Here is a 25,733-nt window from a genome sequence, read left to right on the forward strand (position 1 = left end):
CGGCGGGCCGCGCTCGCCGGTACGGTAGAAGCTCCCCCTGAGGGAGGTTCAAGTGTTCACGTCGCACGACGGCCTGTGCAGCATCGGCGAACTCGCCAAGCGCGCGGGCGTCACCGTCAAGGCCGTCCGCTTCTACTCCGACCGCGGCCTGCTGCCGGAAGCCTCCCGCAGTGCCGGCGGGCATCGCCGGTACGGCCCCGAAGCGCTCGGCCGACTGCGCCTGGTCCGCTCCCTGCGTGCCCTCGGCCTGCCGGTGCGCGAGGTGCACCGCATCCTCGACGAGGAGGACGAGGCGGGGAGCGTGCTGGAGGACGCCGTCGCCGGGCAGCTTCGCGAACTCGGCTCCCAGCTCAAGGCCCTGCGCTGGCGGGAGGCGGGGCTGCAGCTGGTGCAGGAGTGCCCGCCCGGGGAGCGGGCCGACCGGCTGGCCCTGATCGGCGCCCTGGCCGCCCCGCCGAGCACGGATCCGCTGGCCCGGTTCTGGCGGTCCTGGCTGCCGCCGCGGATGCCGGCCCGGGCGACGGCCGCGTTCCTGGAGGCGGCGGTCCCTGAGCCGCCCGACGACCCGGAACCGGCCCAGGCCCTGGCCTTCGCCCGGCTGAACGCCTTCGTGACCCGCCCGTGCACGGGCGCCGAACAGCCCCGGCCCGAGGCGCACAGGACGGCGGGGGCCCACGGACCGGCCGTGCTGTACGCCGGTCTGGCCCAGGCGTACGAGCTTGCGGGCAGACAGCTGCGCCGCGGCCGGGAACCGTACGCCGGCGAGGAGCTGGACAGTTTCGTGGGTGCGTACACGAGTGTGTACGGCGCCCGGGACACCCCTGCCTTCCGCAGCCGGCTGGCCCGGCAGCTCGCGGCCGACCCCCGGATCGACCGCTACTGGGAGCTGGTGACCGAGGTGATCAGCACTCCGGGCGGTCCGCCGGAGCCGACCCCCGGGTCCGCACACGACTGGCTGTTCGCGGCACTGGACGCGCAGACCACCGTGGCGGCCTGACGAGCGGTTCAGAGGTCGCGGAAGTTCCGGTCGATGCGCATTCCGTCGGCATCCGGAAGCTGTCCGGCGAAGAGGTCCTTGCGCATCAAGGTGCACATCGTTTCGTAGCGGCGCAACGACCCGTCCGGGGCCTGCTCGTCCCATGCGTCCGGCCGGCGGCCGAACGCGACGTAGCCCAGTCGTTCGTACAGCGCGCGCGCCCGGGGGTTGCTCTCCTCCACGCCGAGCTCTGCGTGGCGCAAACCGCGGTTCCTGATGCGTTGCTCCGCGGCTCCGACCAGCAGCGTGCCGATCCCGCACGACTGCACTGCGGGATGGACCGCGAGCTGCCACAGGGTGCCGGCCCCCTCCGTGACGCGGTAGTCGATCCCGCCCTTCGCGACGGGAACACCGGTCGCGGTGCACACCGCGAGGTAGTCGGCCTCTCCGAGCCGGACGCGCTCCAGTTGCTCCGCGACACCGGCCAGGTGGTGTGCGGACCCTGCCCACCCGCACGACGCCAGGTCGGCGCGCACGAGATCGCGCACCGACACCTTCACCACCACATCGAGCATCCGTACCGCCTCCGGCAGGCCAGCATCCAGGCCGGTCCGACGGGACGCAACCGGATTCGCGGCTGCCGCCGCAAGCCGGGTCGGCAGGGCCTACTTGGCCACCCGCCCGCGCCGGTACATCACATAGCCCCCGCAGAGCAGTCCCGCCACGAACACTCCCAGCAGCGCGGCCCAGAGCGGCATGGTGACCTTCGGGATGATCACGCGGATGGTGACCTCGGCGGTGTTGACGCAGATGAAGATGATCGCGAGGACCGCCAGGACGGTGACGGCGATCCGGGCGGGGCTGAACGCGCCCGAGCTGCCTGTGGTGACGTCCTTGGGGCTCATGGGCGGCCCTTTCGCTGGGTCCTGGCTCCGGTACCAGGAACGGCGGTCCCCGGACCCCAGGATCTCTCCGTGCGGGGGCCCGGGGGCAGTGGAGCGCGGCCGTTCGGGTGACGGTCAGCCGACCACGGGGAGCTCCAGGACCCCGGTGTCCTGCGGGGTGCTGACGACGGTGACCGGCTTGATGCCCCGGTTGCCGAAGTACGCCGTGTCGCTCGCCGCGATGACGAACCGCAGCCGGTGCCCCGGCTCGAACCGGTGGACGATGCCCGGCAGCTCCACGGTGAAGGGGCGTGTGACGTCCGGGACGCGTACCGGCGCGACCAGACGGTTGACCAGCTTCTTGCTGCCGTCGGGCGCCACGTCGTACACCTTCGCGAAGAGGACCAGCTTGTCCGCGGCGTCCCCGCTGTTCTGGACCCGCTCCGTCTTCGGTGAGACGACCTTCAGGGTGGCCTTCGGCGCTCCGACGACATCCACCGCGGAGGTGAGCGGGGCGCTGGTCCAGCCGAGGTAGGTGCCCTTGGTGTCGTACGGTGCCGGGTCGCCGATCCCGATCAGGCCCGCCAGCGAGCTCTCGGAGTGGCTGGTGGGCAGGAGCCAGTTCGTGTACTGGCGGCTGCCCCGGGTGACCTGCGCACGGCTGCCGGCCAGGGTGCCGTCGCCGGAGAGGTACATGTTCCGCGAGAGGGCGGGGACGGCGGCCGCGGTTCCGTAGCCGCTCGTCCAGTCGCGGTAGTAGGCGAACGCGGGCCCGGTGTCGGAGTCCTCCTCGTGCTGGAGGTAGCGGTCGAACCAGGCGAGGATCCGCTGTCCGACGTAGCTGGTCTCCAGATTGCCTTCCGCGAGGTCGAGTTCGCCGGGCACCTCACCTCCGCTGTGGCCCCAGGCCTGCCAGATCATCTTCGTCGTCGTGCCCTGCGCCGCGAGCGTCCGGTAGGTGGCGGTCGCCTCGTTGAGGTTGAACAGGCTGTCGGCCTGGCCCTGGACGAGCAGGGTGGGTGCGGTGACGCCCGGCAGGTAGGAGGCCGGTGAGACGCTGCGGGCGTAGTCCAGCATGGCGTCGGCCTCGGCTGCCGGGTAGCGGCCGGAGTTCAGGAGGCGGATGGTGTCGCAGGCCTGCGGGGCGAAGTGGAGGCAGGTGAGGTTGCCGAAGCGCGACGGGTCGAGGCTCGGGACCAGGAGCGGCTGGGCCTCGCCCATCAGGTAGAAGCCGTTGGTCCACTGCCACTTGAAGACACCGGGGGTGTCGGAGGAGACGCCCCGGCCGGCTCCGGTGGCGTTGGGGGCGAGTGCGTACGCCAGGTCGTTCCAGGTGATCAGCGGAACGAGTGCGTCGACCCGGTGGTCGGCGGACGCGGTGGCCAGCTGGACGGCCCCGCCGTACGAGCCGCCGATCATGCCGACCCGCGGGTCGCCCGGGCCGTCGCCCGTGACGTAGTCGGCCCTGGTGCCGTCGTCGGCGGCCCGTGTCCCGGCGAGGAAGTCGATGAGCCCGGACGCAGCCTTTCCGTCGACGGCCGGGTCGTCGAGCGTGATGAGGCAGCCGGACTCGCCGAAGCCCAGTCCTGAGTAGACGAGTCCGACGTAGCCGCGGGAGGCGAAGGCCTTGCCGATGGCGTCGGTGGAGCCGTCGGACTTGCTGCCGCCGAAGCCGTTGGTCGCGAGAACCGCGGGGGCGGGATGCTCCGCGTCGACACCGGCGGGCCGGTAGAGGTCGGCGTCCACGGTGCAGGAGCGGTCGCCCGCGCGCACGGTGAACTCCAGTGGGGTCACGGTGAATTCGGATGCGGCCGATGCCGGACCGGCGCCGAGCAGGGCGAGGGGGGCGATGAGCGCCGCCCCGGCGAGGAAGGTGAGTGGACTGCGGAACCTGGGGACAGCGCGCGACACATGGACCTCCACACCGAGGACACCTTACCGACCGGTAAGTACCGAGCCGGGCCCATGCTGTGACACCCGTCATACCGCTGTCAACGCACCGGACCGCGGATTCATGACAGATATTCAGGAAATCTGCGTGGTACGGCCCTTCACACCAGGGCCGGCACCTCGGTGGTGAGCGTGCAGCGACCGCCGTCGGCCGGCGCCTCCAGCACCGCGGGCACACCGAGCGGGATCGTCAGCGCCGCGGCGCAGTGACCGAAGCCCAGCTCCTCGACGACGGGTATCCCGAGTCCGCCCAGCCGGTCGTCGAGCACGGCCCGGACCTGCTCGTACGGTCCGCAACTCTCCCAGGAGCCGCACGCCACCCCGGATATGCCGTCGAGTGCTCCCATGCGCAGCAGCCGGGTGAGGATGCCGTCGAGCCGGTACGGGTCCTCCGTGATGTCCTCGAGCATGAGCAGGCCGCCCCGGGCGGAGGTCCGGGCCTGCGGGGTCCCCACGTCGGCCGCGAGCAGGCTCGAACAGCCGCCGTACGTGACCCCCCGGGCCCGCCCCGGAACCAGCGCGGCCGCCGTGCCCAGTCCGAGCGTGCGCACCGACTCGGGCTCGAACAGGGTGGAGCGCAGCGACTCCTGGGTGGCGGCGTCCTTGAGGAAGACCTCGGTGGCGATCATCGGTCCGTGCAGGGTCGAGAATCCCGCCCGCAGGGCGAATGCCTCGTGCAGCACGGTGACGTCGCTGTAGCCGACGAACGCCTTGGGCCCGGCCTCCCGCAACGCGGGCCAGTCGAGGAGATCGACCATGCGGTGGACGCCGTATCCGCCGCGGGCGCACAGCACCGCGTCCACGGACGGGTCGCACCACGCCTCCTGCAGATCCCGGGCGCGGTCCTCGTCCGTACCGGCGAGGTAGTCCAACTCCGGGTGCACATCCAGGACATGGGGTGCGACCACGGGGTCCAGGTCCCAGCCGCGCAGCAGGTCGAGACCCGTCTCGAGGCGCTCGGCCGGCACGGAACCGCTGGGTGCCACGATCGCGACCCGGGCGCCGGGGCGCAGCCGGGCCGGCCGGGTGAGGGGCTGCAGGGTCACTTCTTCAGCTCCAGACGGGGGATGTCGGTGCGGTCGATGCCGAACGTCTGCGCATAGAGGGAGAGTTCGGCCTCCAGGGCCCGGCGCACGGTGTCCGCTCGGCGGAATCCGTGGCTCTCCCCCTCGAACGTGATGTACGCGTGGGGAACGCCACGGCCCTCGAGGGCCGCGAGGAACCGTTCGCACTGGACCGGTGGGCAGATCGGGTCGTCGAGTCCCTGGAGCAGCACGAAGGGAACGGTGAGCCGGTCCGTGCGGTTGATGGGTGAGCGCTCGCGGTAGCGCTCGGGCACCTCGGCCAACGGGCCCACGAGCGACTCGAGGTACCGCGACTCGAAGTCGTGCGTCTCACCGGTCGCCCAGCCCTCCAGATCGAGGATGGGGTAGATGATCGCCCCGCAGGCGTACACGTCGGTGCCGGTGAGGGACGCGGCGGCGGTCCAGCCACCGGCGCTGCCGCCCCTGATGGCCAGCCGTTCGCGGTCGGCCGAGCCCTCCTCGGCCAGCCCCAGGGCGACGGCGGCGCAGTCCTCCACGTCGACCACACCCCACTGTTCGCGGAGGCGTTCGCGGTAGAGCCGGCCGTAGCCGGTGGAGCCGCCGTAGTTGACCTCGGCGACGCCGATGCCGCGTGAGGTGAAGTAGGCGATCTCCAGGTCGAGTGCGACCGGGTCACGTCCGGTGGGACCGCCGTGCGCCCAGATCACGTAGGGCGGCAGCTCGTCACGGGGGCCGGTGACTGCGGGGTGGCGCGGTGGGTGGACGTGGGCGTGGATCTCGCGGCCGCCCGGTCCGGTGAAGGTGCGGATCTGCGGCTCGGGGTAGTACGCGGGGTCGACGGCGTCCTGGTGGGGCGGGCCGATGGTCCGGGTGTGGCCCGTCGCGGTGTCCAGCTCCACCACCTCGTAGGAGCTGTGGGGGCTCGCGGCGATGCCGATGACCCGGGTGTCCTGCACGGCGAGCGTCTCGGCCCACGCGGTCCAGGGCCCCGCGACGTCGACGAGCTCACCGGTCTCCGGGTCGAGCACTCCGAGCCGGGTGGTGCCCCGGCCGTGGATGACGGCGATCAGCCCGCTGTCCAGCAGCCGGAACCAGTGCAGGCCGATCTTCCACAGCGGCCCGCCGAACTCCTCGCCCCGGCCGGAGCAGAGCCGGCTGCTGGGCACGACGGCACCCGCCACGGCGTCCGGCCGGATCCGCTGGAGCTCCCACCAGCCGCCGACGTCCGACACGAAGAGCAGCGAGCCGTCCCGGTCCCACTCCACCTGCACGACCGATTCGTCGATGTCGCCGACCATCGGCCGTTCGCCGGTGAAGGAGCCGTCCTCGGTGACCTCGGCGACCATCACGACCGTGCCGTCCCACGGCATCTGCGGGTGGTCCCAGGCGATCCAGGCAGCCCTGCGGCCGTCGAAGGAGAGCTTCGGCCCGGTGACGAACCGGTGCCGGTCGCCGCTGAGTTCCCGTACGGCGCTCCGGTCACCGGCCGCCGAGCCGTCCAGGGGCACGGCGGCGATCACCCTGCGGACGTCGGTGGGCGACTCGCCGGTGAACTCCTCCAGCACGCACCAGACTTCGCCGTGCGTGCCGCGGTCGAGGTGCAGCTGGGGGTCGACCCAGCGCAGCCCGCCGCCGATGTCCGACACGGGGCTGAGCGGCCAGGGCCCGTCGGGCCCGTCGGGGGCGTAGGCGTACAGCCGCTGGTCGGGGTGGTGGACGAAGACGACCAGGGGGCCGCCCTCCTCGCGCGGCGCCCCGGCCCACGGCCGGCCGCCGTACTCGATGACGCGGCTGCGGGCGTTCCACGGGGCGGGCAGGACGGAGGCGGTGGTGCCGTCGGCCCGGCGGCGTACGAGGGCGCGCCGGCCCCCTTCCGACGGGCGCGGTTCCGTCCACCACACCTCGTCGCCGACGTCGCCGACGAACTCGGGCCGGCCGTCGTGCGAGGCGGCCAGTGCCGCGTCGATCGGTGACGGCCATGTGCCGTACGCCGCTGTGGACACCATGGTCGTTCCCCCGTAGTCGTCAGGCGGTGCGCAGGAAGTGGTCCAGGACCCGTACGCCGAAGTGCAGGGCGTCGACGGGGACCCGCTCGTCGACACCGTGGAACAGGGCCTGGTAGTCGAAGCCGACGGGCAGCTTCAGCGGGGAGAACCCGTAGCCGGTGATGCCGAGCCGGGAGAACTGCTTGGCGTCCGTTCCGCCCGACATGCAGTACGGGACGGCATGGGCGCCCGGGTCGAACAGTTCGACGGCGGCACGCATCTTCGCGTACGTCGGTGAGTCGACCGGTGCTTGAAGCGCCACCTCACGGTGGTGGAACTCCCAGTCGACACCGGGTCCGGTCAGCCGGTCGAGGGTCTCGACGAACTCGTCCTCGCCGCCCGGCACCATGCGGCCGTCGACCAGGGCGGTGGCCCGGCCCGGGATCACGTTGACCTTGTAACCGGCTTCCAGCATCGTCGGGTTGGTGCTGTTGCGGACGGTCGCCTCGACCAGCGCGGCGGCCGGGCCGAGCTTGCCCAGCAGCTCGTCCACATCGAATCCGGGCGCGTCGAGGTCGACAGGGATGTGGTGGAGCGCGGCGATCTCGGTGAGGGCGGCCCGCACGGTCGGGGTCAGCCGCACCGGCCACTCGTGCTCTCCGATCCGGGCGACGGCGGCGGCGAGCGCGCTGACGGCGTTGGCCCTGTTGACCTTGGAGCCGTGTCCCGCCTTGCCCTCGGCGGTCAGCTTCAGCCAGCCCGTACCCCGCTCGCCCGCCGCGATCGGGTAGAGCGACATGCCGGGTCCGGCGTGGAAGGTGAATGCCCCGGATTCGCTGATGCCTTCCGTGCAGCCCTCGAAGAGCTCCGGGTGCCGGTCGGCGAGGAAACCGGAACCGTCGTCGGCGCTGGCCTCCTCGTCGGCCGTGTAGGCGATGACGATGTCCCTGCGCGGGCGGACACCCGCGCGCGCCCAGGCCCGGACGACGGCGAGGACCATCGCGTCCATGTTCTTCATGTCGACGGCGCCGCGTCCCCATACGACCCCGTCGCGCACCTCGCCCGAGAACGGGTGCACGGTCCAGTCGGCGGCCTCGGCGGGCACCACGTCGAGGTGCCCGTGCACGAGGAGTGCGTCGGCGGACGGGTCGGTGCCCTCGATCCGGGCGACCACGTTCGTCCGTCCGGGCGTGCGCTCGAGCAGCGTCGGTTCCAGTCCGGCGGCGGCCAGCCGTTCGGCGACGTACTCGGCGGCCGGGCGCTCCCGGCAGCTGCCGTCGCCGCGGTTGGTGGTGTCGATCCGGATCAGTTCGGAGGTGAACGTCACGGATTCGTCGAGCGCCAGGTCGTCGACAGCTCCGGGCGGGTCGGTCGTCTCAGCCATACTGTTCCTCCACGGCGGACGACACGATCGTCGTCACCGCCTTGAACGTGCGAATACCTTCGTACATCGTCCCGCTGGTATAGGCGACGCGCCGCTCGCCACTGGGCGCCACGCCGGGGACCACGGTCGCTGCCGCCGCCAGATGCGCGGCGTCGAATTCGAGCTCCACCGTGTAGGAGCCCCCGGTCACCGGGGCGTGGCGCACCGCGAGGGCGGTCGCGTCCTTGGCCGCCGCCCTGATGTCGGCGGCGGTACGGGCAGGGGTGCGGCACACGGCGGCGTACCGCGAGACATGGTCCTTCACCGCGACCTTGCGGGCGTCGGGGGCGTACAGCTCTGCGTCCTTGCAGGTCAGGTCGTCGCCGGTGACCAGGATGACGGGGACACCGTACTCCGCCGCCACATGGGCGTTGAGCAGGCCCTCGCTGGCGCGGACACCGTTCAGCCAGACCCCGGTGATGGAGTTGGCGAGGTAGGTGTGCGCGAGCACGCCCTCCGTGCCCGCACCGGTGTGGTAGCCGACGAACGCGATGGCGTCGACGTCCCCGTGCTGGATGCCCTCGACCATGGAGAGGGACTTGTGCCTGCCGGTGAGCATCTGGACGCGGTCGTCGAGCCGCTCCAGGAGGAGGTTGCGCATCGACCAGTGGGCCTCGTTGACGAGCACCTCGTCGGCGCCCCCGTCGTAGAAGCCGAGAGCCGCCGCGTTCACATCGGAGGTGAACAGGGAACGGCACCTCTCCCACTGCGGGGTGCCTGGCAGCACGTCGGCCGGCCAGGTCACGCCGGTGGCGCCCTCCATGTCGGCGCTGACGAGGATCTTCACGGTGCACGGTCCTGTCGCTGGTCGGTCGGGTGCGGTCGAACGGCTACCGCATCGGTCGTGCGACATCGGTACCCGCAGGGCTGACGGATATCCCCTGCCCGCCCCCGGGAAGAAGATCTTCGTGCCGCATTACGGTACGCGCCGCAAGGGCACCGGACCAGAGCCGTCAGCATCTGTCACTGGTCCAGTCCGGTGATGCCGGGGGCGGCGGCCGGACGGTCCCGCGTCGGTGGCACACTGGCCGCCGATCGTGCGAAGGAGCCCCCGTGACGATGATCCGCAGCCTCCGCCGCGTGGTACGCCGTGCCTACCGCAGCAAGGTGGACCTGAGCCACCCCGCGCGCTCGCCGCTCGGCAGCGCGGTGGTCAACTGCGTGCTGTACGAGGACGGGGTGCGGCATCCGTTCGACTGCCCGGCGGACGAGGCCCTGCGACGGGTCCGCGCCTCCGGCCGGGGCTTCGTCTGGCTCGGGCTCCACGAGCCGACCGCGGCAGAGTTCGCCGGTGTCGCCGAACTGTTCGCGCTGCATCCGCTGGCCGTCGAGGACGCGGTGCACGCCCATCAGCAGCCCAAGGTCGAGCGGTACGACGAGACGCTGTTCGCCGTGTTCAAGACGTGCCGTTACGTCGAGCACGAGGAACTCACCGCGACCAGCGAGGTGGTGGACACCGGGGAGATCATGGTCTTCACCGGTACCGACTTCGTGATCACCGTCCGGCACGGCAGCCACGGCTCGCTCGGACCGCTGCGCGAGGGCCTGGAGTCCGCGCCGGAGCAGCTGGCGAAGGGCCCCGCAGCCGTGCTGCACGCGATAGCCGACCATGTGGTCGACGCCTACCTCGGCGTGGCCGAGTCCATGCAGAACGACATCGACGCCGTGGAGACCGCCGTCTTCAGCGAGCACGCCGGCCGGGGCGACGCGGGCCGCATCTACCAGCTGAAGCGTGAGCTGCTGGAGTTCAAGCGGGCGGTGTCCCCGCTGGACCGGCCCCTGCAGGCCCTGGCGAGCCGCACGATGGAGCCGGTGGGGCCGGACTTCCAGCCCTACTTCCGCGATGTCGCAGGGCACCTGGCCCGCACGGCCGAGCAGATCGCCGCGTTCGACGCTCTGCTCGACTCCGTGCTGCAGGCCCATCTCGCGCAGGTGACCGTCGCCCAGAACGAGGACATGCGCAAGATCACCGCATGGGCGGCCGTCATCGCCGTTCCCACCATGGTGTGCGGGGTGTACGGCATGAACTTCGACCACATGCCGGAACTGCACTGGACCTACGGCTACCCGTTCGTCGTAGGTGTGATGGCCGTCGCCTGTTTCGTCATCCACCGCGGCTTCCGGCGCAACGGCTGGCTCTGACCCGTCGGGCCGCCGGTGCGCCGGCCGTCGGGGCGGCGGGCCGTCAGGGCCGGACCGTGCCCTTGACGAGCTCGTCGATGCGGGCGAGCTCGTCCTCGCCGAACTCCAGGTTGCGGACCGTCGCCACGCTGTTCTCCAGCTGGGCGACGCTGCTCGCGCCGACGACGGCGGAGGTGACCCGGCCGCCGCGCAGCACCCAGGCCAGCGCCAGCTGGGCCAGGGACTGCCCGCGCTCCCGCGCCAGCTCGTTCAGCGCGCCCAGCCGGCTCACCAGCTCGGGGGTGACGGAGTCGGCCGACAGGAAGGGGCTGGTACCCGCCGCGCGCGAGCCCTCCGGAATGCCCCGCAGATAGCGGTCGGAGAGGATGCCCTGCTCCAGCGGCGAGTAGGCGATGGAGCCGGTGCCGAGCTCGTCCAGGGCGTCCAGCAGCCCGTCCTCCACCCAGCGGTCCAGCATCGAGTAGCGGGGCTGGTGGATGAGGAGCGGGGTACCCAGGTCGTTCAGGATCCGGGCGGCCTCGCGGGTCTGCTCGGCGGAGTAGTTGGAGATGCCGGCGTACAGCGCCTTGCCCTGGCGGACCGCGGTGTCGAGCGCCCGCATCGTCTCCTCGAGCGGGGTGTCGGGGTCGAAGCGGTGCGAGTAGAAGATGTCGACGTACTCGATGCCGAGCCGGGTCAGGCTCTGGTCCAGCGAGGAGCGCAGGTACTTGGCGGACCCCCACTCGCCGTACGGGCCGTCCCACATGTGGTAGCCGGCCTTGGTGGAGATGACGATCTCGTCCCGGAGACGGGCGAAGTCCGTCTTCAGGGCGCGGCCCATCGCGATCTCGGCGGAGCCGGGGGGCGGGCCGTAGTTGTTGGCGAGGTCGAAGTGGGTGATGCCCAGGTCGAACGCCCTGCGGAGGATCTCGCCCTGACTCTCCGGGGTCCGGTCGCCTCCGAAGTTGTGCCAGAGCCCGAGCGACAGCGCGGGAAGCAGCAGGCCGCTGCGTCCGGTGCGCCGGTAGGGCATGGCGGTGTAGCGGTCGGCGGACGGAAGGTACATGCGAGCACTCCACGGGAGAGGTCCGGGGGGAGCGCGCCAGGTCTGGTGCGCAGCGTCCAGACTGGCGGAGAACGATCCAGCGGTCCAACAGGAGATTCCGCTGGGATTCATCGACTAGATTGCTCAATCATGGAACTGCGTCAGCTGGAGCACTTCGTGGCCGTCGCGGAGGAGCAGCACTTCACCCGCGCGGCCGAACGCCTCGCCGTGTCCCAGTCCGGGCTGTCCGCGTCCGTCCGGGCGCTGGAGCACGAGCTGAAGACCCCTCTGTTCAGCCGTACGACGCGCACGGTGCGGCTCACCGAGGCCGGTCAGGCGCTGCTCGTGGAGGCGGAGCGCACGCTGGCGGGGGCGCGGGCGGCGCGAGACGCCGTCGACGCCGTGCGTGGGCTGCTGCGCGGCACACTGACGCTGGGGGTCGAGCAGTGCGTGGCCGGGGTCAGCCCGGCCCGGCTGCTCGCGGCCTTCCACCGGGACCATCCGCACATGGAGATCCGGCTGCGGCAGGAAGGTACCTCCAGCCTGCTGGAGGGGGTGGCCGGCGGGCGCCTGGACCTCGCGTTCGCCGCCACCGTCAGCCCGCTGGAGTGGCCGGGCGAGCTGATGCCGCTGGCGCGGGAGCCCATGGTCGTCCTGTGCGCCCCCGGTCACCGTCTCGCGGAGGAGCCCCGGGTGGCCTGGACCGGGCTGCACGGCGAGTCGTTCATCGACTTCCATCCGGACTGGGGCCCGCGCCGCGCGGCGGACGAGGCGTTCGCCGCGGCGGGGGTGCGCCGCACGGTGGCGCTCGAGGTCAACGACGTGCACAGCCTGCTGGAGCTGGTCCATGAGGGTCTCGGCATCGCGGTGGTGCCGCACCACTTCTCCCGCAAGCAGGAGGCGCGGGGGCTCGTGGTGGTGGAGCTCGACGGTGCGCACCGGCCGGTCTACGAGAGCGTCGTGCTGCTCCCGCCGGCCCGGGCCATGAGCCCGGGGGCCAAGGCGCTGATGTCGCTGGTCCGGGAGGACCCGCTGCGCTGAGCCCGGCGTTCGACCGGGCCGCTCAGCCGCTCAGGGCTTCGGCGAACGCTCCCGGCTCCTGATCGACCCCGCTGCAGGTGTCGTCGGCCACCGTCGTGTCCTCGCCGTCGGCGCACGGCCGGTCGCGGAAGGCCGCCCACATGGAGAGCGCGCCGACCCCCTTCCGGGTGGCGAAGCCGCGCAGGGAAGCGGCGTCGGCGAGGGTGAAGGTCTCCCCCGCCACGTCGTTGACGCCGATCATCACGGTGAGGTGGAGTGCCTGCCACGCCGCGTCCTGCGACAGCCCGAGTACGTCCACGAGCTGGTCGTGGGCCGCCGCCGCGGCCTGCTCCGCGTAGTCGCCCATGTCGCCGCGGTGGGACGAGCTGTAGTTCATGGCCATGATGTTGACCGCGGAGAGCCGGACGCCCCGGTCGGCCGCGTCCTCGACGAGGGCGAGCCCGCTGTCCTCGAGTCCGTCGGGCATCACGGGGAGCGTGTACGTGATGTCGAGGTCGCGCTCCTTCTGGAGGAGGGCCAGGGCCTCGTTGCGGCGGGTGACCGAGGCGCGGTCGGTCAGCGCGTCGCCCTCGATGTCGAAGTCGGCCTCGGTGGCACCGACCGCGTCGAGCGCCTCGGCGTAGGCGTCGGCCAGTTCCTCCGCACTGTCGCAGGCCAGTGCCGTCTCGGTGCCCGCGGCACCGCCGAAGGAGACCCGGATTTCCGCCCCGGTGGCGGTCAGGGCGGCCACCCGCGCCACGACCGCCTCACTGGCGGCGGGTTCGGTTCCGCCCCAGACGGGTGTGCAGCCGGAGCCGTCGGCGGTGACGAAGGCCAGGTTGTACGTGTCGGCGATGACGGCGGTATCGGTGTCGGCGGGGGTCGTGGCGCTCACGTACGGGGTGTAGGCGGTCTGCGGTGCGCTGCGCGGGGAGGGGGCCGACCCCTTGGTCTGGTCGGCCGCGGTTCCGGTCGCGCAGGCCGAACAGGCGAGGCCCAGTGCGACCAGCCCGGCGAGGGCGGAGGAAACGCGTGTGCGCCTTTGCATCATGTGTGCACCTGTTCTCGGAAGTCGCGTCCGGAAACGGCAGCCGATGGTGCCGGGACACCACGAACCTCTCACATCGCGGGTCCGTGCGAAGACACAGCCAACTCATGGGCGGGGCCGGACGGTGGACCCGATTTCCGTCAACTCGCCGTTCAGCGGCGGTCGGTGCCGGGCCAGGAGCGCCGAGGGCGTCGGCCGCACTCTCAGTGGCCCGACAGGTTCGGCCCCCTTTCACAGCGGACGGCCAGCAAAGCTCCAGGTTTCGCACAACGGGGTTCGCCACCATGCGCACATGCAATCCGACCCCGTCATCGAGAAAGACCCGGCACCGCGTGGCCGGCGCCGGGCACACGCAGGGCGGCCCCGCTCGGCGGCACGGTCCCAGGAGGGACCCGTGTTCGTGGACAGTTCCGGCCGCCGGGCCCGGCTGCTGCGCCGCGCCGGCATGCTGCTGGGCATCACCTGCGCCGGCTACGCCGCCGTGCTGGGGCTCGCCTTCGTGGGGGGCATCTCGCTGACCCCGTCCCAGCTGCTGCCCTTCGACGGCGGCCCGGCCGCGGAGGCGGGCCCGGGCGGCGGGATGCGGCCCGGGTACGGTTCGGCACCGGGCGGCTCCGGGGCGCCCCCGAGCGGCGCGCCGAACCCGTTCGGCACGACGTCCCCGTCCGGCACCCCGTCCCCGTCCGGCGGGGCGGGCTGATGGCGGCCTCCCGACGGCGCCATGCCACCCCCGGCACGATCGACCGGGTCCGGCGCCAGGCGGTCCCGAAACCGCGCGTCATCATGGCTCTGCTGCTTCTCCTGGGGCTCGTCTGCGTCATGCTCCTCGACGGCTACCTCCGCGCCGAGGTCGGCGACGACCAGCGGGTGCGCTCCGGGGCCTCCGCGGACACCGTGCCCGACAGCGTCCTGGACGGCGGGCCGCTGCTGAGCTTCGCCGGCGGAAGCGCCCGAGCCCAGTCCGTACCGGACAAGACCATCGTGCTCACCTTCGACGACGGCCCCGACCCGGAGTGGACCGGCAAGGTGCTCGACGTCCTGGACGACAACGACGTCCCGGGCACCTTCTTCCTCGTCGGCTCGATGATCTCGCGCTATCCGGACGTGGTGCGCAGGATGGTCGACGACGGCAGCGAAGTGGGCGTCCACACCTTCACCCACGTCGACCTCTCCTACCAGAGCGAGGCACGGGTCAAGCGGGAGATCGCCCAGACGCAGCTCGCGCTGGCGGGCGCCGCGGGCATCACGACCACGCTGTTCCGTGCGCCGTACTCCTCGACGAACGAGGCGATCGACGACTACAGCTGGCCGGTCTACCAGCGGCTCGGCGCGATGGGCTACACCAGCGTGTTCATCGACACCGACAGCGAGGACTGGCAGCGGCCCGGGGTCTCCAAGATCATCAAGTGGGCGACTCCGAAGGCCGGGAAGGGCGCTTCGGTGCTCTTCCACGACTCCGGCGGCGACCGCTCCGAGACGCTGGCCGCGCTGCCGGAGTACATCAAGAAGATGAAGGCGAAGGGCTACACCTTCACCACCGTCAGCGGCGCGCAGCAGCAGGCCGCCGAGGCGGAGCGGGCCCAGGATGACGTGCCTGCCGGCCCCGGAGCACAGGGCCCCGAGGGCACCTCCTTGGCACAGGCCGCCCATCGCACCGCGGACACGGCCACGCGCTGGGAGGGCCGTGCGCTGCTCGCGGCTGTCGCGGTCGCCGAATGGACCGTTCCCGGGCTGGCGGCGGTGCTGGCGGTCGTCGGGTTCGCCGTCCTTGGCCGGTTCGGCCTGATGCTCCTGCTCGCGCGGCGCCACCACCGCCGGCGCAACCGGCGCCGGTTCTCCTGGGGTCCGGAGGTGACCGGGCCGGTGAGCGTGATCGTTCCCGCGTACAACGAGAAGGAGTGCATCGCGAGCACCATCGGCTCCCTCACGGCGAGCACGCATCCGATCGAGATCGTGGTCGTCGACGACGGTTCGACCGACGGCACGGCCGAGATCGTCGAGTCGCTCGGCCTGCCGAACGTCCGGGTCGTACGGCAGGAGAACGCGGGCAAGTCCGCGGCGCTGAACAACGGTGTGCGGCAGGCGCGTTACGACATCGTCGTGATGATGGACGGGGACACCGTCTTCGAACCGGACACGGTGCACCGGCTCGTGCAGCCCTTCGCCGACGCGGAGATCGGCGCCGTCGCAGGCAACGCGAAGGTCGGCAACCGCTCCACGATGATCGGCGCCTGGCAGCACATCGAGTACGTGATGGGATTCAACCTGGACCGCAGGATGTACGACCTGCTGCGCTGCATGCCCACCATCCCCGGCGCGATCGGGGCGTTCCGCCGCTCGGCCGTCCTCGAGGTCGGCGGGATGAGCGAGGACACGCTCGCCGAGGACACCGACATCACGATCGCCCTGCACCGGGCGGGCTGGCGGGTCGTGTACGCCGAGCACGCCCGTGCCTGGACCGAAGCACCCGCGACACTGGGCCAGTTGTGGCGTCAGCGCTACCGCTGGAGCTACGGCACGATGCAGGCGCTCTGGAAGCACCGCGGGTCCGTGACCGACCGGGGGCCGTCCGGGCGCTTCGGCCGGGTCGGCATGCCGCTGGTCGTCCTCTTCCAGATCGTCACGCCGGTCTTCGCCCCGCTCATCGATGTGTTCACGCTCTACGCGATGGTCTTCGTGGACTTCAGGGCCTCGCTGCTCGCATGGCTCGTGGTGCTGGGCGTGCAGGTGTTCTGTGCGGCCTACGCCTTCCGTCTCGACCGGGAGAAGTACCGGTACCTGCTGATGCTGCCGCTCCAGCAGCTCGCGTACCGGCAGTTGATGTACCTCGTACTGATCCACTCGTGCGTGACCGCCGCGACGGGCGGCCGGCTGCGCTGGCAGAAGCTGAAGCGCACCGGTGAAGTGGGCGCGCACCGGCCGGGTGCGGAGGCCGGGTGATGGCGGGTGCGCACCGCAGGACGACGCTCGCACCACCACCACCACCACCACCACCACCACCACCGGCGGCCGGGCCGGGAACCGGCCGCGACCGCTCCTTCGACGTGCTGCGGGCCTTGGCGCTCGTACGCGTCGTGGCGTACCACACCTTCGCGTGGCCGTGGCTGGGGTTCCTCTTCCCTTCCATGGGCGTGATGTTCGCGCTGGCCGGTTCGCTCATGGCCCGCTCGCTGGAGCGGCCCGCCGCGGGGGTGATCCGCGGCCGGCTGCGCAGGCTGCTGATTCCGGTGTGGTTCTTCGGCCTCGTGCTCGGGGTGGCGATGCTGCTCCACGGCTGGGTGCCCGGACCGGATGTCCTGTACTGGGTGCTTCCGCTCGGTGATCCGCCGGGCAACGCGTGGGGCGAGCAGGCCTGGGCGGTGCTCTGGTACCTGCGCGCCTATCTGTGGTTCGTGCTGCTGTCGCCGGCTCTGCTGCGCGTCTTCAGGAAGGCTCCGCTCCCCGTGCTCGCGCTGTCGCTCGTGCCCGTCGTGGTCCTGGAGACGGTGACGGGCGTGCCGGAGGGGCGGCTCGGCAGCGCGGTCAGCGACCTGTCGGTGTTCCTGTTCTGCTGGCTGCTGGGCTTCGCGCACCGGGAGGGCGTCCTGGACCGGCTGCGCGGGGCGGGGGCGGCTGCCGCCGCGCTGCCGCTGATGGCGGCCGGTGCCTGGTGGGCGGTGCGGCACCGGGTGGACGGCTCGTTCGACCTGGACGGCATTCCGCTCGCCCAGGCGCTGTGGTCGGCGGGGTTCGTGCTGCTTCTGCTGCGCTTCCGGCCCCGGTTCGACGCCCTCGCGCGCCATCCGGTGGCGGACCGGCTCGTCACCGTGTTCAACGCGCGCGCCGTGACCGTTTACCTCTGGCACGAGGTGGCGCTGATGGCCGCCGTGCCGCTGATCGACCTGATGTGGGAGGTGCCGGCCCTGGAGCGGCATCTTCCGCTGGACAGCCTGTGGGTGCAGTTCGGTGTCGCCTGGGTGCTCATAGCCGCCGCTGCGGTGTGTTTCGGCTGGGTCGAGGACGTCGCGGCGAAGAGGAGGCCGCGCCTGCTGCCGTGAACGCACCGGGTGCGGGCCCGGCCGCTCGCGGTGTCAGACGGCCCGGGGCGCGCCGGCCAGGACGAGCCAGCGGGCGGGCAGTTCGATGCGGGTGCCGTCCGCCAGGTACTCGGTCTGGGCGAGCATGGTGTCTCCGTCTGCCAGTACGGTCAGGCCCGCGGCCCGCAGGAGTTCGGGCACCTCCTCCGCCGTGGCGCTCGCGGGCTTCAGCCGCGGGTCGAGGGAGCGGCGCAGCTTCGGGGGTGGCCCGTCAGGGCCCGCCGCCGCCCGCCGGATCACGTCCTTGGCCGCCGGGGTCGGTTCGGTCACGAACGCCCGCCCCTTCTCCCCCGCCAGTTCCGCGACGGCCGCGGCGACGGCGGGCCTGGCCTCCGGCTCGCTCTGGTGGATGACCGCACGCATGTAGACGTTGGCATCGCCGATCCTTTCGTGGAGCGCCCGCACCGCCTCCCCGTCGACCAGGTCGAGCCGGGCGAACTCGGCAACGCCTTCGGGGTCCGCCCGGCGTGCGTGCCCGATCGCCGCATGCGACAGGTCCACACCGATCGCCCGTGGGAAGAGGGTGGCGAGAGCGCGGGTCTGGGTGCCGTTGCCGCAGCCCAGGTCGACGACGGGCAACGAGGCGTCGGCGTACGGCAGGAGCAGCCTGCTGTGCGGCAGGGCGGCCAGGGAGGGCTCGGCGTCCCAGAGCGCCTCACCCGGTGCGCCCGACGTGGCCGCCCAGAAGCCTTCCCACGCCTCGCGATGCCCCTCCGACACGTTCATGCCTACTGACTCCCCCGTCGCGGGCTGTTCAGTCCTCGTGCCCCAGCTGGAGATCGCGTTCGGTCCGTCCGCCTCCGGGGACCTGGAGCACGGTGGCGACCGGCGGGTAGCCGGCGGCGATCACGGTGTACTCACCGGTCGACAGGTCCACGAAGCGGAACGCTCCGTCAGGTCCGGTGGCGAGCGTGTCGACGACATTGCCGGCCGCGTCCAGCAGGGTGACTCTGGCGTCCTCGACGACCCGCCCGCCGGGAGCCCGCACGACACCGCGCAGCACGGCTCCGCCTGCCAGTTCGATGTCCTGCCTGGTCTCCCTCGCGGCCTGCACGCTGACCGGCAGGGCGGCGGGGCGGAAGGCGGGGGCGCTGGCCGCCAGGGTGTACTCGCCGGCCACCAGCTCGCCGATCACGTAGCTGCCTTCGCGCCCCGTGCGGGTGGTCGCGACGACCTCGCCGCGCACATCGGTCAGCGTCACCGCCGCGTCGCGGACCGGGGCGCCGTCCGGGGTGACGACCGCGCCCGCGAGCCGTCCCGCACCGCCGAGCACCACATCGAGCTCCACGGGCCGCTCGCCGACGGTGACGCTGACGGCCTGCGGCTGGTGCCCGCCCGCCGCGGCGATCAGCACGTAGGAGCCGGCACCGGGCGCGCTCAGCGCGTAGCGCCCGTCGTCGCCGCTCGCGCCTCGCCCGATCTGCTGCCCCTGGACGTCGATGAGGGTGAGGGCGGCGCGCCCCACCTTCGTACCGTCGGGGTGCTGGACGCTGCCGCAGACCGGGACGCCCGACAGCCGTCCGGCCGGGGGCGGGCCGGGATCGGTGCGGGCGGCGGGGATCGTGGAGTGCGTCGCGGACGGGTCGGCGGCCGTGCCGGGGCTGTGGTGGGACACCAGGGGTTTCTCCTTGAGGAAGAAGGCGAGGAACAGGCCGAGCAGGAGCACCGGCACGAGGTAGAGGAAGATCCGCGGCATCGCGTCGGCGTACGCCTGGATGTAGGCGTCGCGCAGGGCGGGCTCCATGGCGTGGACCAGCTGCGGGGTGATCGACTCGGGGTCGGGCAGGTCTGCTCCGGCCGGGAGCCGCACCCCGAGGGCGTCCCCGAGCCGCCCCGCGAACAGGGTTCCGAAGATCGCCGCGCCGACGCTGCCGCCGATCTGGCGGAAGTAGTTGTTGGCGCTGGTTGCGCTGCCGAGGTCGGCGGGGCGTACGGAGTTCTGCACGGCGAGGACGAGCACCGGCATGACCAGGCCGATCCCGATGCCCAGCACGGCCTGCCCGAAGCCGTACTCGACCGCCGAGGTGCCGGTCTCCAGCCGGGAGAGCAGCCACATGCCGACGGCCGAGACCGCACTGCCGACGAGGGGGTAGATCCGGTAGCGACCGGTCCGGGAGATCAGCTGGCCGGAGACGATGGACGCGCCGACGATGCCGCCCATCATGGGCAGCATCAGCAGGCCCGACTCGGTCGCGGTCGCGCCCTCGACCATCTGGAGGTACGTCGGCAGGTAGCTGGCGGCTCCGAAGAGCGCGACCCCGATGACGGCCCCCACGAGCGCGGTGACGTTGAAGACCGAGTCGCGGAACAGCCGCAGGGGGATGACGGGTTCGGCCGCGCGGTGTTCGACGGCGAGGAAGAGCAGAGCCGTTCCGGCAGCACCGGCGGCGAGCCCGAGGACGGTGCGCGAGCCCCAGGCGTACTCCGTACCGCCCCAACTGGTCAGCAGCACCAGGCAGGTCGAGGCGGCGGCGAGCAGCAGCGCCCCGAGCACATCGAGGCGGGGGCGGACGGCAGGCTTGGGCAGCTTCAGTACGACGGCGATGACGGCGAGGGTGACCAGGCCGAACGGCACGTTGATGTAGAAGCACCAGCGCCAGGAGGTGTGGTCGGTGAAGAAGCCGCCGAGCAGGGGTCCGGCGACGGACGCGAGGCCGAAGACGGCCCCGATGAGGCCCATGTAGCGGCCGCGTTCCCTGGGCGGGACGATGTCGGCGATGATCGCCTGGACGCCGATCATGAGTCCGCCGCCGCCGATGCCCTGGACGGCCCGGAAGGCGATGAGTTCGTCCATCGTGCGCGACCAGCCGGCGAGCGCGGACCCGATGACGAAGACGACGATCGCGAACTGGAAGACGCCCTTGCGGCCGAAGAGGTCGCCGAGCTTTCCGTAGACCGGCAGGCCGATGGTGGAGGCGAGCAGATAGGCCGTGACGGCCCAGGACATCTTGTCCAAGCCGTGGAGCTCGCCGACGATCTTCGGCAGGGCGGTGGCCACGATCATCTGGTCGAGCGCCGCGAGCAGCAGGGTGAGCATCAGCCCGAGAAAGACGAGGCGGACCCGGCGGGGGCTGATGTCCTCGGGCACTGCGGAGGGCGGTGGGGGTGGCGCGGCCGCGGCGCCTCCTGCGCCACTCGGCTCGTCCTTCACCAGAGTGATCCCACCCACCACGTGACGCTCCCCTCGTCGCTGCTGCGCCGCCCATTTCTCGCATCAGGCGGCAAGGCAGGGCAAACGCGACCGGGCGCACGGGAGGCGCACACAGAGGGCTTATGCGCCGGTGGGAGGCGCTACGGCGCACAACCGGCCGTCCCGGAAAACCACCCGTTCCGGTGAGGCCGGCTGTGGAACCGACGGGGTCGGCGGACGGACTACTTCTCGACCTCGGTGGCGAGGTTCTGCAGGAGCTCGTCGTAGATCCGGCCGAGGCCCTTCGGCGCGAAGGTCCTCTCGAAGAAGCCGCCGATGCCGCCGGCACCGTCCCAGACGGTCGAGACGACGGCCCTGGACCTGCCCTCACCGGCCGGAGTGACGGTCCAGGTGGTGACCATGGAGGAGTTGCGGTCCTTCTCGACCAGCTGCCCGTCGGTCGGCTCGGTGACCTCGAGCAGGCAGTCGCGGACCCGCTTGCTGGTGGCCTGGAGCTTCCAGTGCACGAGGGTGCCTTCGCCGTCTCCGCCCTCACGCACCTCGTACTCGCTGAAGTGGCCCGTCAGCACCTTGCCCCGGACCTCCTTGTAGTCGGCCAGCGCATCGAACACAGTCTCTGCGTCCGCCGCGATGATCCGCTCCGTCGTGGCCTCGACCTGCGCCATGCCTGCTCCTCAGCACTCGGTTGTTCGGGGTGTAGCTGAGCCAACCACCTCCGGTACTGCCCCTCAAAATCGGGCCTCGTGATCCCACCGCGCACGATCAAGGGAACAAGTGTTCTATTCTCTGCGCAGTGCTACCAAGGAGGCGTCCATGCGCTGGGACAATCTGGCCGAGAACACCGCAAAGGCGGGGAACGGCGCGCTCTTCGCCGCGGACGCGGTGACCACGCGCACTTTCGACACCCCCGAATTCCGAGGGATCACCTTCCACGAGATCCGGGCCCGCTCGATCGTGAACCGGGTGCCCGGGGCGTCCCGCATGCCGTTCGAATGGACCGTGAACCCCTATCGGGGCTGCTCCCACGCCTGCGTGTACTGCTTCGCCCGCAAGTCCCACAGCTATCTGGACCTGGACACCGGCCTCGGTTTCGACTCCCAGATCGTCGTCAAGATCAACGCCGGCGAACTGCTGAACCGTCACCTCGCCTCACGGCAGTGGCACGGTGCGCACATCGCGATGGGCACCAACGTCGACTGCTACCAGCGGGCGGAGGGCCGCTACCGGCTGATGCCGGGCATCATCACTGCCCTGCGTGATCACGCGAACCCCTTCTCGATCCTGACGAAGGGCACCCTGATCCTTCGAGACCTGGAGCTGCTGCGGCAGGCGGCCGAGGTCACCGAGGTCGGCATCTCCGTATCGGTCGGCTTCACCGACCCCTCTCTGTGGCGCACGGTCGAGCCGGGCACCCCCTCCCCCGAGCGCCGCCTGGACGTCGTGCGCACCCTGACCGACAACGGCATCGGCTGCGGTGTGCTGATGGCGCCGGTCATCCCCTTCCTGAGCGACGGCCCCGATCAGCTGCGCACCACCGTCCGCGCCATCGCCGCCGCCGGGGCCACGTCGGTGACCCCGCTCGTGCTGCATCTGCGCCCCGGCGCGCGCGAGTGGTTCATGCAGTGGCTGGGCGAGCACCATCCGCACCTGGTGCGGCGGTACGAGCGGATGTACGCGGACGGGGCGTACGCGCCGACCTGGTACCAGCGCCGCATCACCCGCAGGGTGCACGAACTGGCGGCCGAGTTCGGCATCGGTCCCGCACACCGGGGCGAGACCCGCCGGATCTCCGCACCCGAGGTGCCGGTGCCCCTGCCCGACGCCCCCGCGAGCGGCCCCACCCAGCTCACCCTGCTCTGACCGCGCCCGCACCCCTGCCCGAACGGGTCAACTCTCGATGGAATCTGTCCTGCCGTGCCCGAATTCGGGGAGCATCCGGCGGGGGCTGTGCCGCTCACAGGCGCGTTCCCTCCACCTCGGGAGGCCATATGACGAAACGTGCAGGAATTCTGGTCGCAGTCGGCGCCACGGTCGCGGGTCTGGTGACCGCCGCGCCGTCCACCGCGACCGCCAAAGCGGCCACGGCGGCACCGCGCGCCGTCGCACCGCTCAAGTGGACCGCGTGCGGGACGGCGTCGTATCCGACCCTGCAGTGCTCAACGGTCCGCACCCCGCTGGACCATGACCGTCCGTCGGGCAGAAGGGTCACCCTCGCGCTCTCCCGGATCCCGCACACGGCGAAGACCTCGCAGGGTCCGCTGCTGGTCAACCCGGGCGGCCCCGGCGGCAGCGGGCTCTCGATGGCGGGCTTCGTGGCGGGCTCGCTCCCCAAGAAGCTCGCCGCCCAGTACGACGTGATCGGGTTCGACCCGCGCGGGGTCGGGAAGAGCACCCCCGCGCTGAACTGTGTGCCGAAGTACTTCGACCCGGTGCGCCCCGACGCCGTGCCGGACTCCTACGAGGCCGAGAAGGCCAACAGAGACCGGGCCGCGTCCTTCGCCGCGGCCTGCGGCGAGAAGCACGGCGACCTGCTGCCCTTCATGGACACGGTCAGCGCCGCGAAGGACCTCGACGTGATCCGCGGGGCCCTCGGCGCGCAGCAGATCAACTACTTCGGCTACTCCTACGGCACCTACCTCGGCGCGGTGTACGCGAAGCTGTTCCCGGAGCGCGTGCGCCGCCTGGTCCTCGACTCGATCGTCGACCCGGACGGCGTCTGGTACGAGGACAACCTCGCCCAGGACCACGCGTTCGACTCCCGCCACAAGGCGTTCGCGGCCTGGGTCGCGAAGAACGACGCCACCTACGGGCTCGGCACCGACCCGGCGGGCGTCGAAGCCGCCTGGTACGACATGCGCGCCGCGGTGAAGGAACACCCCGCGGGCGGCAGGGTCGGCCCCAGCGAGCTGGAGGACACCTTCCTGCCCGGCGGGTACTACGACGGCTACTGGCCCTCCCTGGCCCAGGCGTTCGCGGCGTACGTGAAGGACGAGGACCAGGAGGCGCTGGTCTCCGCGTACGAGAACTTCGCGGCCATGGACGCGAGCGGCGACAACGGCTACTCCGTCTACGCGGCCGTGCAGTGCCGCGACGCCGCCTGGCCCCGGACCTGGAGCACCTGGCGCAACGACACCTGGCAGGCCCACCGCAAGGCCCCCCTGATGTCGTGGAACAACACCTGGTACAACGCCCCGTGTGCCACCTGGCCGGTGGAACCGCTGGAGCCGGTGCGGGTCACCAACCGGAGCATCCCGCCCGCGCTGCTCTTCCAGGCCACCGACGACGCCGCCACGCCGTACGAGGGCGGTGTCACCATGCACCGCAGGCTCAAGGGCTCCAGCCTGGTCGTCGAGGAGGGCGGCGGCAACCACGGCATCACCCTGAGCGGCAGCGCCTGTCTGGACGCGTACCTGGTGGACTACCTCACCGACGGCACCCTCCCGCGCGCCGACGGCAACGGGGCGGACGCGGTCTGCGAGGCACTGCCCGAGCCGAAGCCGCCGAAGGCCACGAAGGCGGGGACGAGCACGAAGGGCAGCACGCTGCACGGGCTGCTCGGCTTCCGCGGCTGAAGCCCGCCCGGCAACCCAGCCCGGCAGCCCCGCCGGGCAACCTCACCGCGCAGCCGCACCGCCGGGGGCGTACGCCAGGATGGACCGTATGACGACACGGCCCACTCCCGCGTACGCCCCCGGCGTGCGGGTGGAGGACATGACTCTCGACGACTGCGCCGCCGTGGCGGAGATCCGGGTGCGCGGCTGGCAGACCGCGTACGCCGGAATGATCCCGCAGCCGTATCTGGACGCGATGGACATCGCGTCGGATGCCGAGCGCCGGCGCGGCTTCCTCACCGGGGGCCCGGCCGTCGACGTCGTCTCCAGGACGGCACCGGACCCCGCCGTCACCGGCTGGGCCTGTTACGGTCCCGACCGCGACGGCACCGGCAGTGCCGGGCGCTGCGAGCTGTACGCGATCTACGTGCACCCGGAACGGACCGGCGCGGGGGCGGGCCGCGCACTCCTGGCCGAGCTGACCGCACGTGCCGTGGCGGCGGGTTTCCACGAGATGTCCCTGTGGGTGCTGAAGGAGAACTGGCGCGCCCGGCGCTTCTACGAGCGGGCGGGATTCCTGCCGGACGGCGCCGAGGAGCCCTTCGAGGTGGGCGGCGCCGTGGTGCCCGAGGTCCGGTACGTGCGGACCCTCAGGGGGCCGGCAGCCGACTGAGCGCCTCCGCCGCGGCCCGGCCGAGGCGGGGGTGCGGCAGCGCGGCCTCAAGGACCGGCCTGGCCTCGCGGTCCCCCAGGCTCCCGAGTCCCTCCACGCAGGCGAGTGCGACGCGCCAGTGCGGTTCCTCCGGCGTCAGCAGTCGCCGCAGGGTGCTGACCAGCACGGGCACCGATTCCGGCGCGCGCAGGGCGGTCAGCAGGCGCACCGGGTGCACCGCGTAGGCGGTGCGCAGTGTGTTCGTGGCAAGTGCCGCGGCGGCTCTGGGTGTTCGGGGGTCGTCGAGGAGCAGCAGGGCATGGGCGGCCGACACACAGCGCTCGGGGTCGCGGTGGTTGAGGAGGAGGACCAGCGCCTCGAAGGCACGTCGGTCGCCCCGGCAGCCGAGCCGGAACGCCGCGATCTCGCGCGCCCACAGCGGGCGCCCCGGTTCGATGAGGACGCGTGCCAGCTCCTCGTCGTCGTCCGTGGCCAGGAGTCGCTGGTAGACCGCCGGTTCCTCGGCCTCGTCCCGCAGTCTGGCTGTCAGCGAGCGCAACTCCTCATCCATGACAGTCAGCTTATCGGCGCACACGCACCGTGTCGGTCCCAACTGTGTGCCAGCGCACATCCGTCCAGGGCTGGCGCGCTCATTACTTGCCGGTTAACCTCATGTGAGCGGGACACACACCCGCCGACTCGGGTGGCCTGGTGACGCAGCCACCCGGAGTGCTTGTCGGTTCGGCAGCTTTGAGAGACGCGACTCGGGACAGAGTCCGTCACCCTTTCCCCGGTCCTGTGCGTG

At 71.8% G+C, this 25,733-nt stretch carries 22 protein-coding genes; 9 read left to right on the plus strand and 13 right to left on the minus strand.

Annotated elements, in window-relative coordinates; genetic code table 11:
* The first annotated feature begins 52 nt into the window (after positions 1-52).
* Positions 53-997, plus strand: coding sequence for a MerR family transcriptional regulator (locus tag ACFQ6X_RS24990; RefSeq protein ID WP_383184590.1), 945 nt, complete (start codon positions 53-55; stop codon positions 995-997).
* Between the two features lie 8 nt (positions 998-1,005).
* Here the strand turns inward: ACFQ6X_RS24990 and ACFQ6X_RS24995 are convergent, their stop codons facing one another.
* The 7 genes from ACFQ6X_RS24995 to ACFQ6X_RS25025 form a co-directional block, all read right to left on the minus strand.
* The gene (locus ACFQ6X_RS24995; protein WP_383184591.1) at positions 1,006-1,551 is read right to left on the minus strand and encodes a GNAT family N-acetyltransferase; all 546 of its coding nucleotides are present in this window, start codon (positions 1,549-1,551) and stop codon (positions 1,006-1,008) included.
* A gap of 90 nt (positions 1,552-1,641) precedes the next feature.
* Entirely contained in the window at positions 1,642-1,881 is a 240-nt protein-coding gene (locus ACFQ6X_RS25000) for a DUF1049 domain-containing protein (RefSeq protein WP_383184592.1), read from the minus strand.
* Positions 1,882-1,995: 114 nt separating this feature from the next.
* Entirely contained in the window at positions 1,996-3,783 is a 1,788-nt protein-coding gene (locus ACFQ6X_RS25005; protein WP_383184593.1) for a CocE/NonD family hydrolase, read from the minus strand.
* Positions 3,784-3,911: 128 nt separating this feature from the next.
* The gene (locus ACFQ6X_RS25010; protein ID WP_383184594.1) at positions 3,912-4,856 is read right to left on the minus strand and encodes an LD-carboxypeptidase; all 945 of its coding nucleotides are present in this window, start codon (positions 4,854-4,856) and stop codon (positions 3,912-3,914) included.
* Positions 4,853-6,862, minus strand: coding sequence for a S9 family peptidase (locus ACFQ6X_RS25015; protein WP_383184595.1), 2,010 nt, complete (start codon positions 6,860-6,862; stop codon positions 4,853-4,855). Before ACFQ6X_RS25015 ends, ACFQ6X_RS25010 begins: the two co-directional genes overlap by 4 nt.
* A 19-nt stretch (positions 6,863-6,881) precedes the next feature.
* Positions 6,882-8,225 (minus strand): M20/M25/M40 family metallo-hydrolase, encoded by a 1,344-nt coding sequence (locus ACFQ6X_RS25020; protein ID WP_383184596.1) that lies wholly within the window; start codon positions 8,223-8,225, stop codon positions 6,882-6,884.
* Positions 8,218-9,051, minus strand: coding sequence for a M55 family metallopeptidase (locus ACFQ6X_RS25025; protein WP_383184597.1), 834 nt, complete (start codon positions 9,049-9,051; stop codon positions 8,218-8,220). Before ACFQ6X_RS25025 ends, ACFQ6X_RS25020 begins: the two co-directional genes overlap by 8 nt.
* 272 nt (positions 9,052-9,323) lie before the next feature.
* On the opposite strand from ACFQ6X_RS25025, the gene ACFQ6X_RS25030 reads away from it, so the two are divergent.
* The gene (locus ACFQ6X_RS25030; RefSeq protein WP_383184598.1) at positions 9,324-10,406 is read left to right on the plus strand and encodes a magnesium and cobalt transport protein CorA; all 1,083 of its coding nucleotides are present in this window, start codon (positions 9,324-9,326) and stop codon (positions 10,404-10,406) included.
* 43 nt (positions 10,407-10,449) lie between these two features.
* Here the strand turns inward: ACFQ6X_RS25030 and ACFQ6X_RS25035 are convergent, their stop codons facing one another.
* On the minus strand, positions 10,450-11,451 hold the full coding sequence (locus ACFQ6X_RS25035; RefSeq protein WP_383184599.1) for an aldo/keto reductase: 1,002 nt from the start codon (positions 11,449-11,451) through the stop codon (positions 10,450-10,452).
* Between the two features lie 129 nt (positions 11,452-11,580).
* On the opposite strand from ACFQ6X_RS25035, the gene ACFQ6X_RS25040 reads away from it, so the two are divergent.
* Positions 11,581-12,471 carry a LysR family transcriptional regulator gene (locus ACFQ6X_RS25040; RefSeq protein WP_329205813.1) on the plus strand — a complete coding sequence of 297 codons (891 nt, stop codon included), beginning with the start codon at positions 11,581-11,583 and terminating at the stop codon, positions 12,469-12,471.
* A 22-nt stretch (positions 12,472-12,493) separates the two neighbouring features.
* Here the strand turns inward: ACFQ6X_RS25040 and ACFQ6X_RS25045 are convergent, their stop codons facing one another.
* Positions 12,494-13,498 (minus strand): chitinase, encoded by a 1,005-nt coding sequence (locus ACFQ6X_RS25045; RefSeq protein ID WP_383184600.1) that lies wholly within the window; start codon positions 13,496-13,498, stop codon positions 12,494-12,496.
* Between the two features lie 394 nt (positions 13,499-13,892).
* Between ACFQ6X_RS25045 and ACFQ6X_RS25050 the strand changes: the two genes are divergently transcribed.
* The 3 genes from ACFQ6X_RS25050 to ACFQ6X_RS25060 are packed head-to-tail and all read left to right on the plus strand — an operon-like array spanning position 13,893 to position 17,535.
* Positions 13,893-14,198, plus strand: a complete 306-nt coding sequence (locus tag ACFQ6X_RS25050) for a hypothetical protein (protein WP_383184601.1) — start codon at positions 13,893-13,895, stop codon at positions 14,196-14,198.
* Positions 14,198-16,438, plus strand: a complete 2,241-nt coding sequence (locus ACFQ6X_RS25055) for a bifunctional polysaccharide deacetylase/glycosyltransferase family 2 protein (protein ID WP_383184602.1) — start codon at positions 14,198-14,200, stop codon at positions 16,436-16,438. The genes ACFQ6X_RS25050 and ACFQ6X_RS25055 overlap by 1 nt, the downstream gene beginning before the upstream one ends.
* On the plus strand, positions 16,438-17,535 hold the full coding sequence (locus ACFQ6X_RS25060) for an acyltransferase (protein WP_383184603.1): 1,098 nt from the start codon (positions 16,438-16,440) through the stop codon (positions 17,533-17,535). Before ACFQ6X_RS25055 ends, ACFQ6X_RS25060 begins: the two co-directional genes overlap by 1 nt.
* Positions 17,536-17,568: 33 nt before the next feature.
* Here ACFQ6X_RS25060 and ACFQ6X_RS25065 read toward each other — a convergent pair whose 3' ends face one another.
* The 3 genes from ACFQ6X_RS25065 to ACFQ6X_RS25075 all read right to left on the minus strand — a co-directional run bounded on the left by ACFQ6X_RS25065 (position 17,569) and on the right by ACFQ6X_RS25075 (position 21,390).
* Complete coding sequence (locus ACFQ6X_RS25065) at positions 17,569-18,300, minus strand: methyltransferase domain-containing protein (RefSeq protein WP_383184604.1); 732 nt, start codon at positions 18,298-18,300, stop codon at positions 17,569-17,571.
* 28 nt (positions 18,301-18,328) lie between these two features.
* Positions 18,329-20,746: an MFS transporter gene (locus ACFQ6X_RS25070; RefSeq protein ID WP_383184605.1), complete on the minus strand. Its 2,418-nt coding sequence runs from the start codon at positions 20,744-20,746 to the stop codon at positions 18,329-18,331.
* 200 nt (positions 20,747-20,946) lie between these two features.
* Positions 20,947-21,390 (minus strand): SRPBCC family protein, encoded by a 444-nt coding sequence (locus ACFQ6X_RS25075; RefSeq protein ID WP_351171496.1) that lies wholly within the window; start codon positions 21,388-21,390, stop codon positions 20,947-20,949.
* Between the two features lie 148 nt (positions 21,391-21,538).
* Here ACFQ6X_RS25075 and ACFQ6X_RS25080 point away from each other — a divergent pair, with 148 nt between their 5' ends.
* The 3 genes from ACFQ6X_RS25080 (at position 21,539) to ACFQ6X_RS25090 (ending at position 24,949) form a co-directional block, all read left to right on the plus strand.
* Positions 21,539-22,585, plus strand: coding sequence for an Rv2578c family radical SAM protein (locus ACFQ6X_RS25080; protein ID WP_383184606.1), 1,047 nt, complete (start codon positions 21,539-21,541; stop codon positions 22,583-22,585).
* 128 nt (positions 22,586-22,713) lie between these two features.
* Positions 22,714-24,297: an alpha/beta hydrolase gene (locus ACFQ6X_RS25085; protein ID WP_383184607.1), complete on the plus strand. Its 1,584-nt coding sequence runs from the start codon at positions 22,714-22,716 to the stop codon at positions 24,295-24,297.
* Between the two features lie 88 nt (positions 24,298-24,385).
* Positions 24,386-24,949: a GNAT family N-acetyltransferase gene (locus ACFQ6X_RS25090; protein ID WP_383184608.1), complete on the plus strand. Its 564-nt coding sequence runs from the start codon at positions 24,386-24,388 to the stop codon at positions 24,947-24,949.
* Here ACFQ6X_RS25090 and ACFQ6X_RS25095 read toward each other — a convergent pair.
* Positions 24,927-25,499 (minus strand): adenylosuccinate lyase, encoded by a 573-nt coding sequence (locus tag ACFQ6X_RS25095; RefSeq protein WP_383184609.1) that lies wholly within the window; start codon positions 25,497-25,499, stop codon positions 24,927-24,929. The genes ACFQ6X_RS25090 and ACFQ6X_RS25095 overlap by 23 nt on opposite strands.
* Positions 25,500-25,733 lie beyond the last annotated feature (234 nt).

It is taken from the genome of Streptomyces sp. NPDC056452 (assembly GCF_042796085.1).
GTDB lineage: Bacteria > Actinomycetota > Actinomycetes > Streptomycetales > Streptomycetaceae > Streptomyces.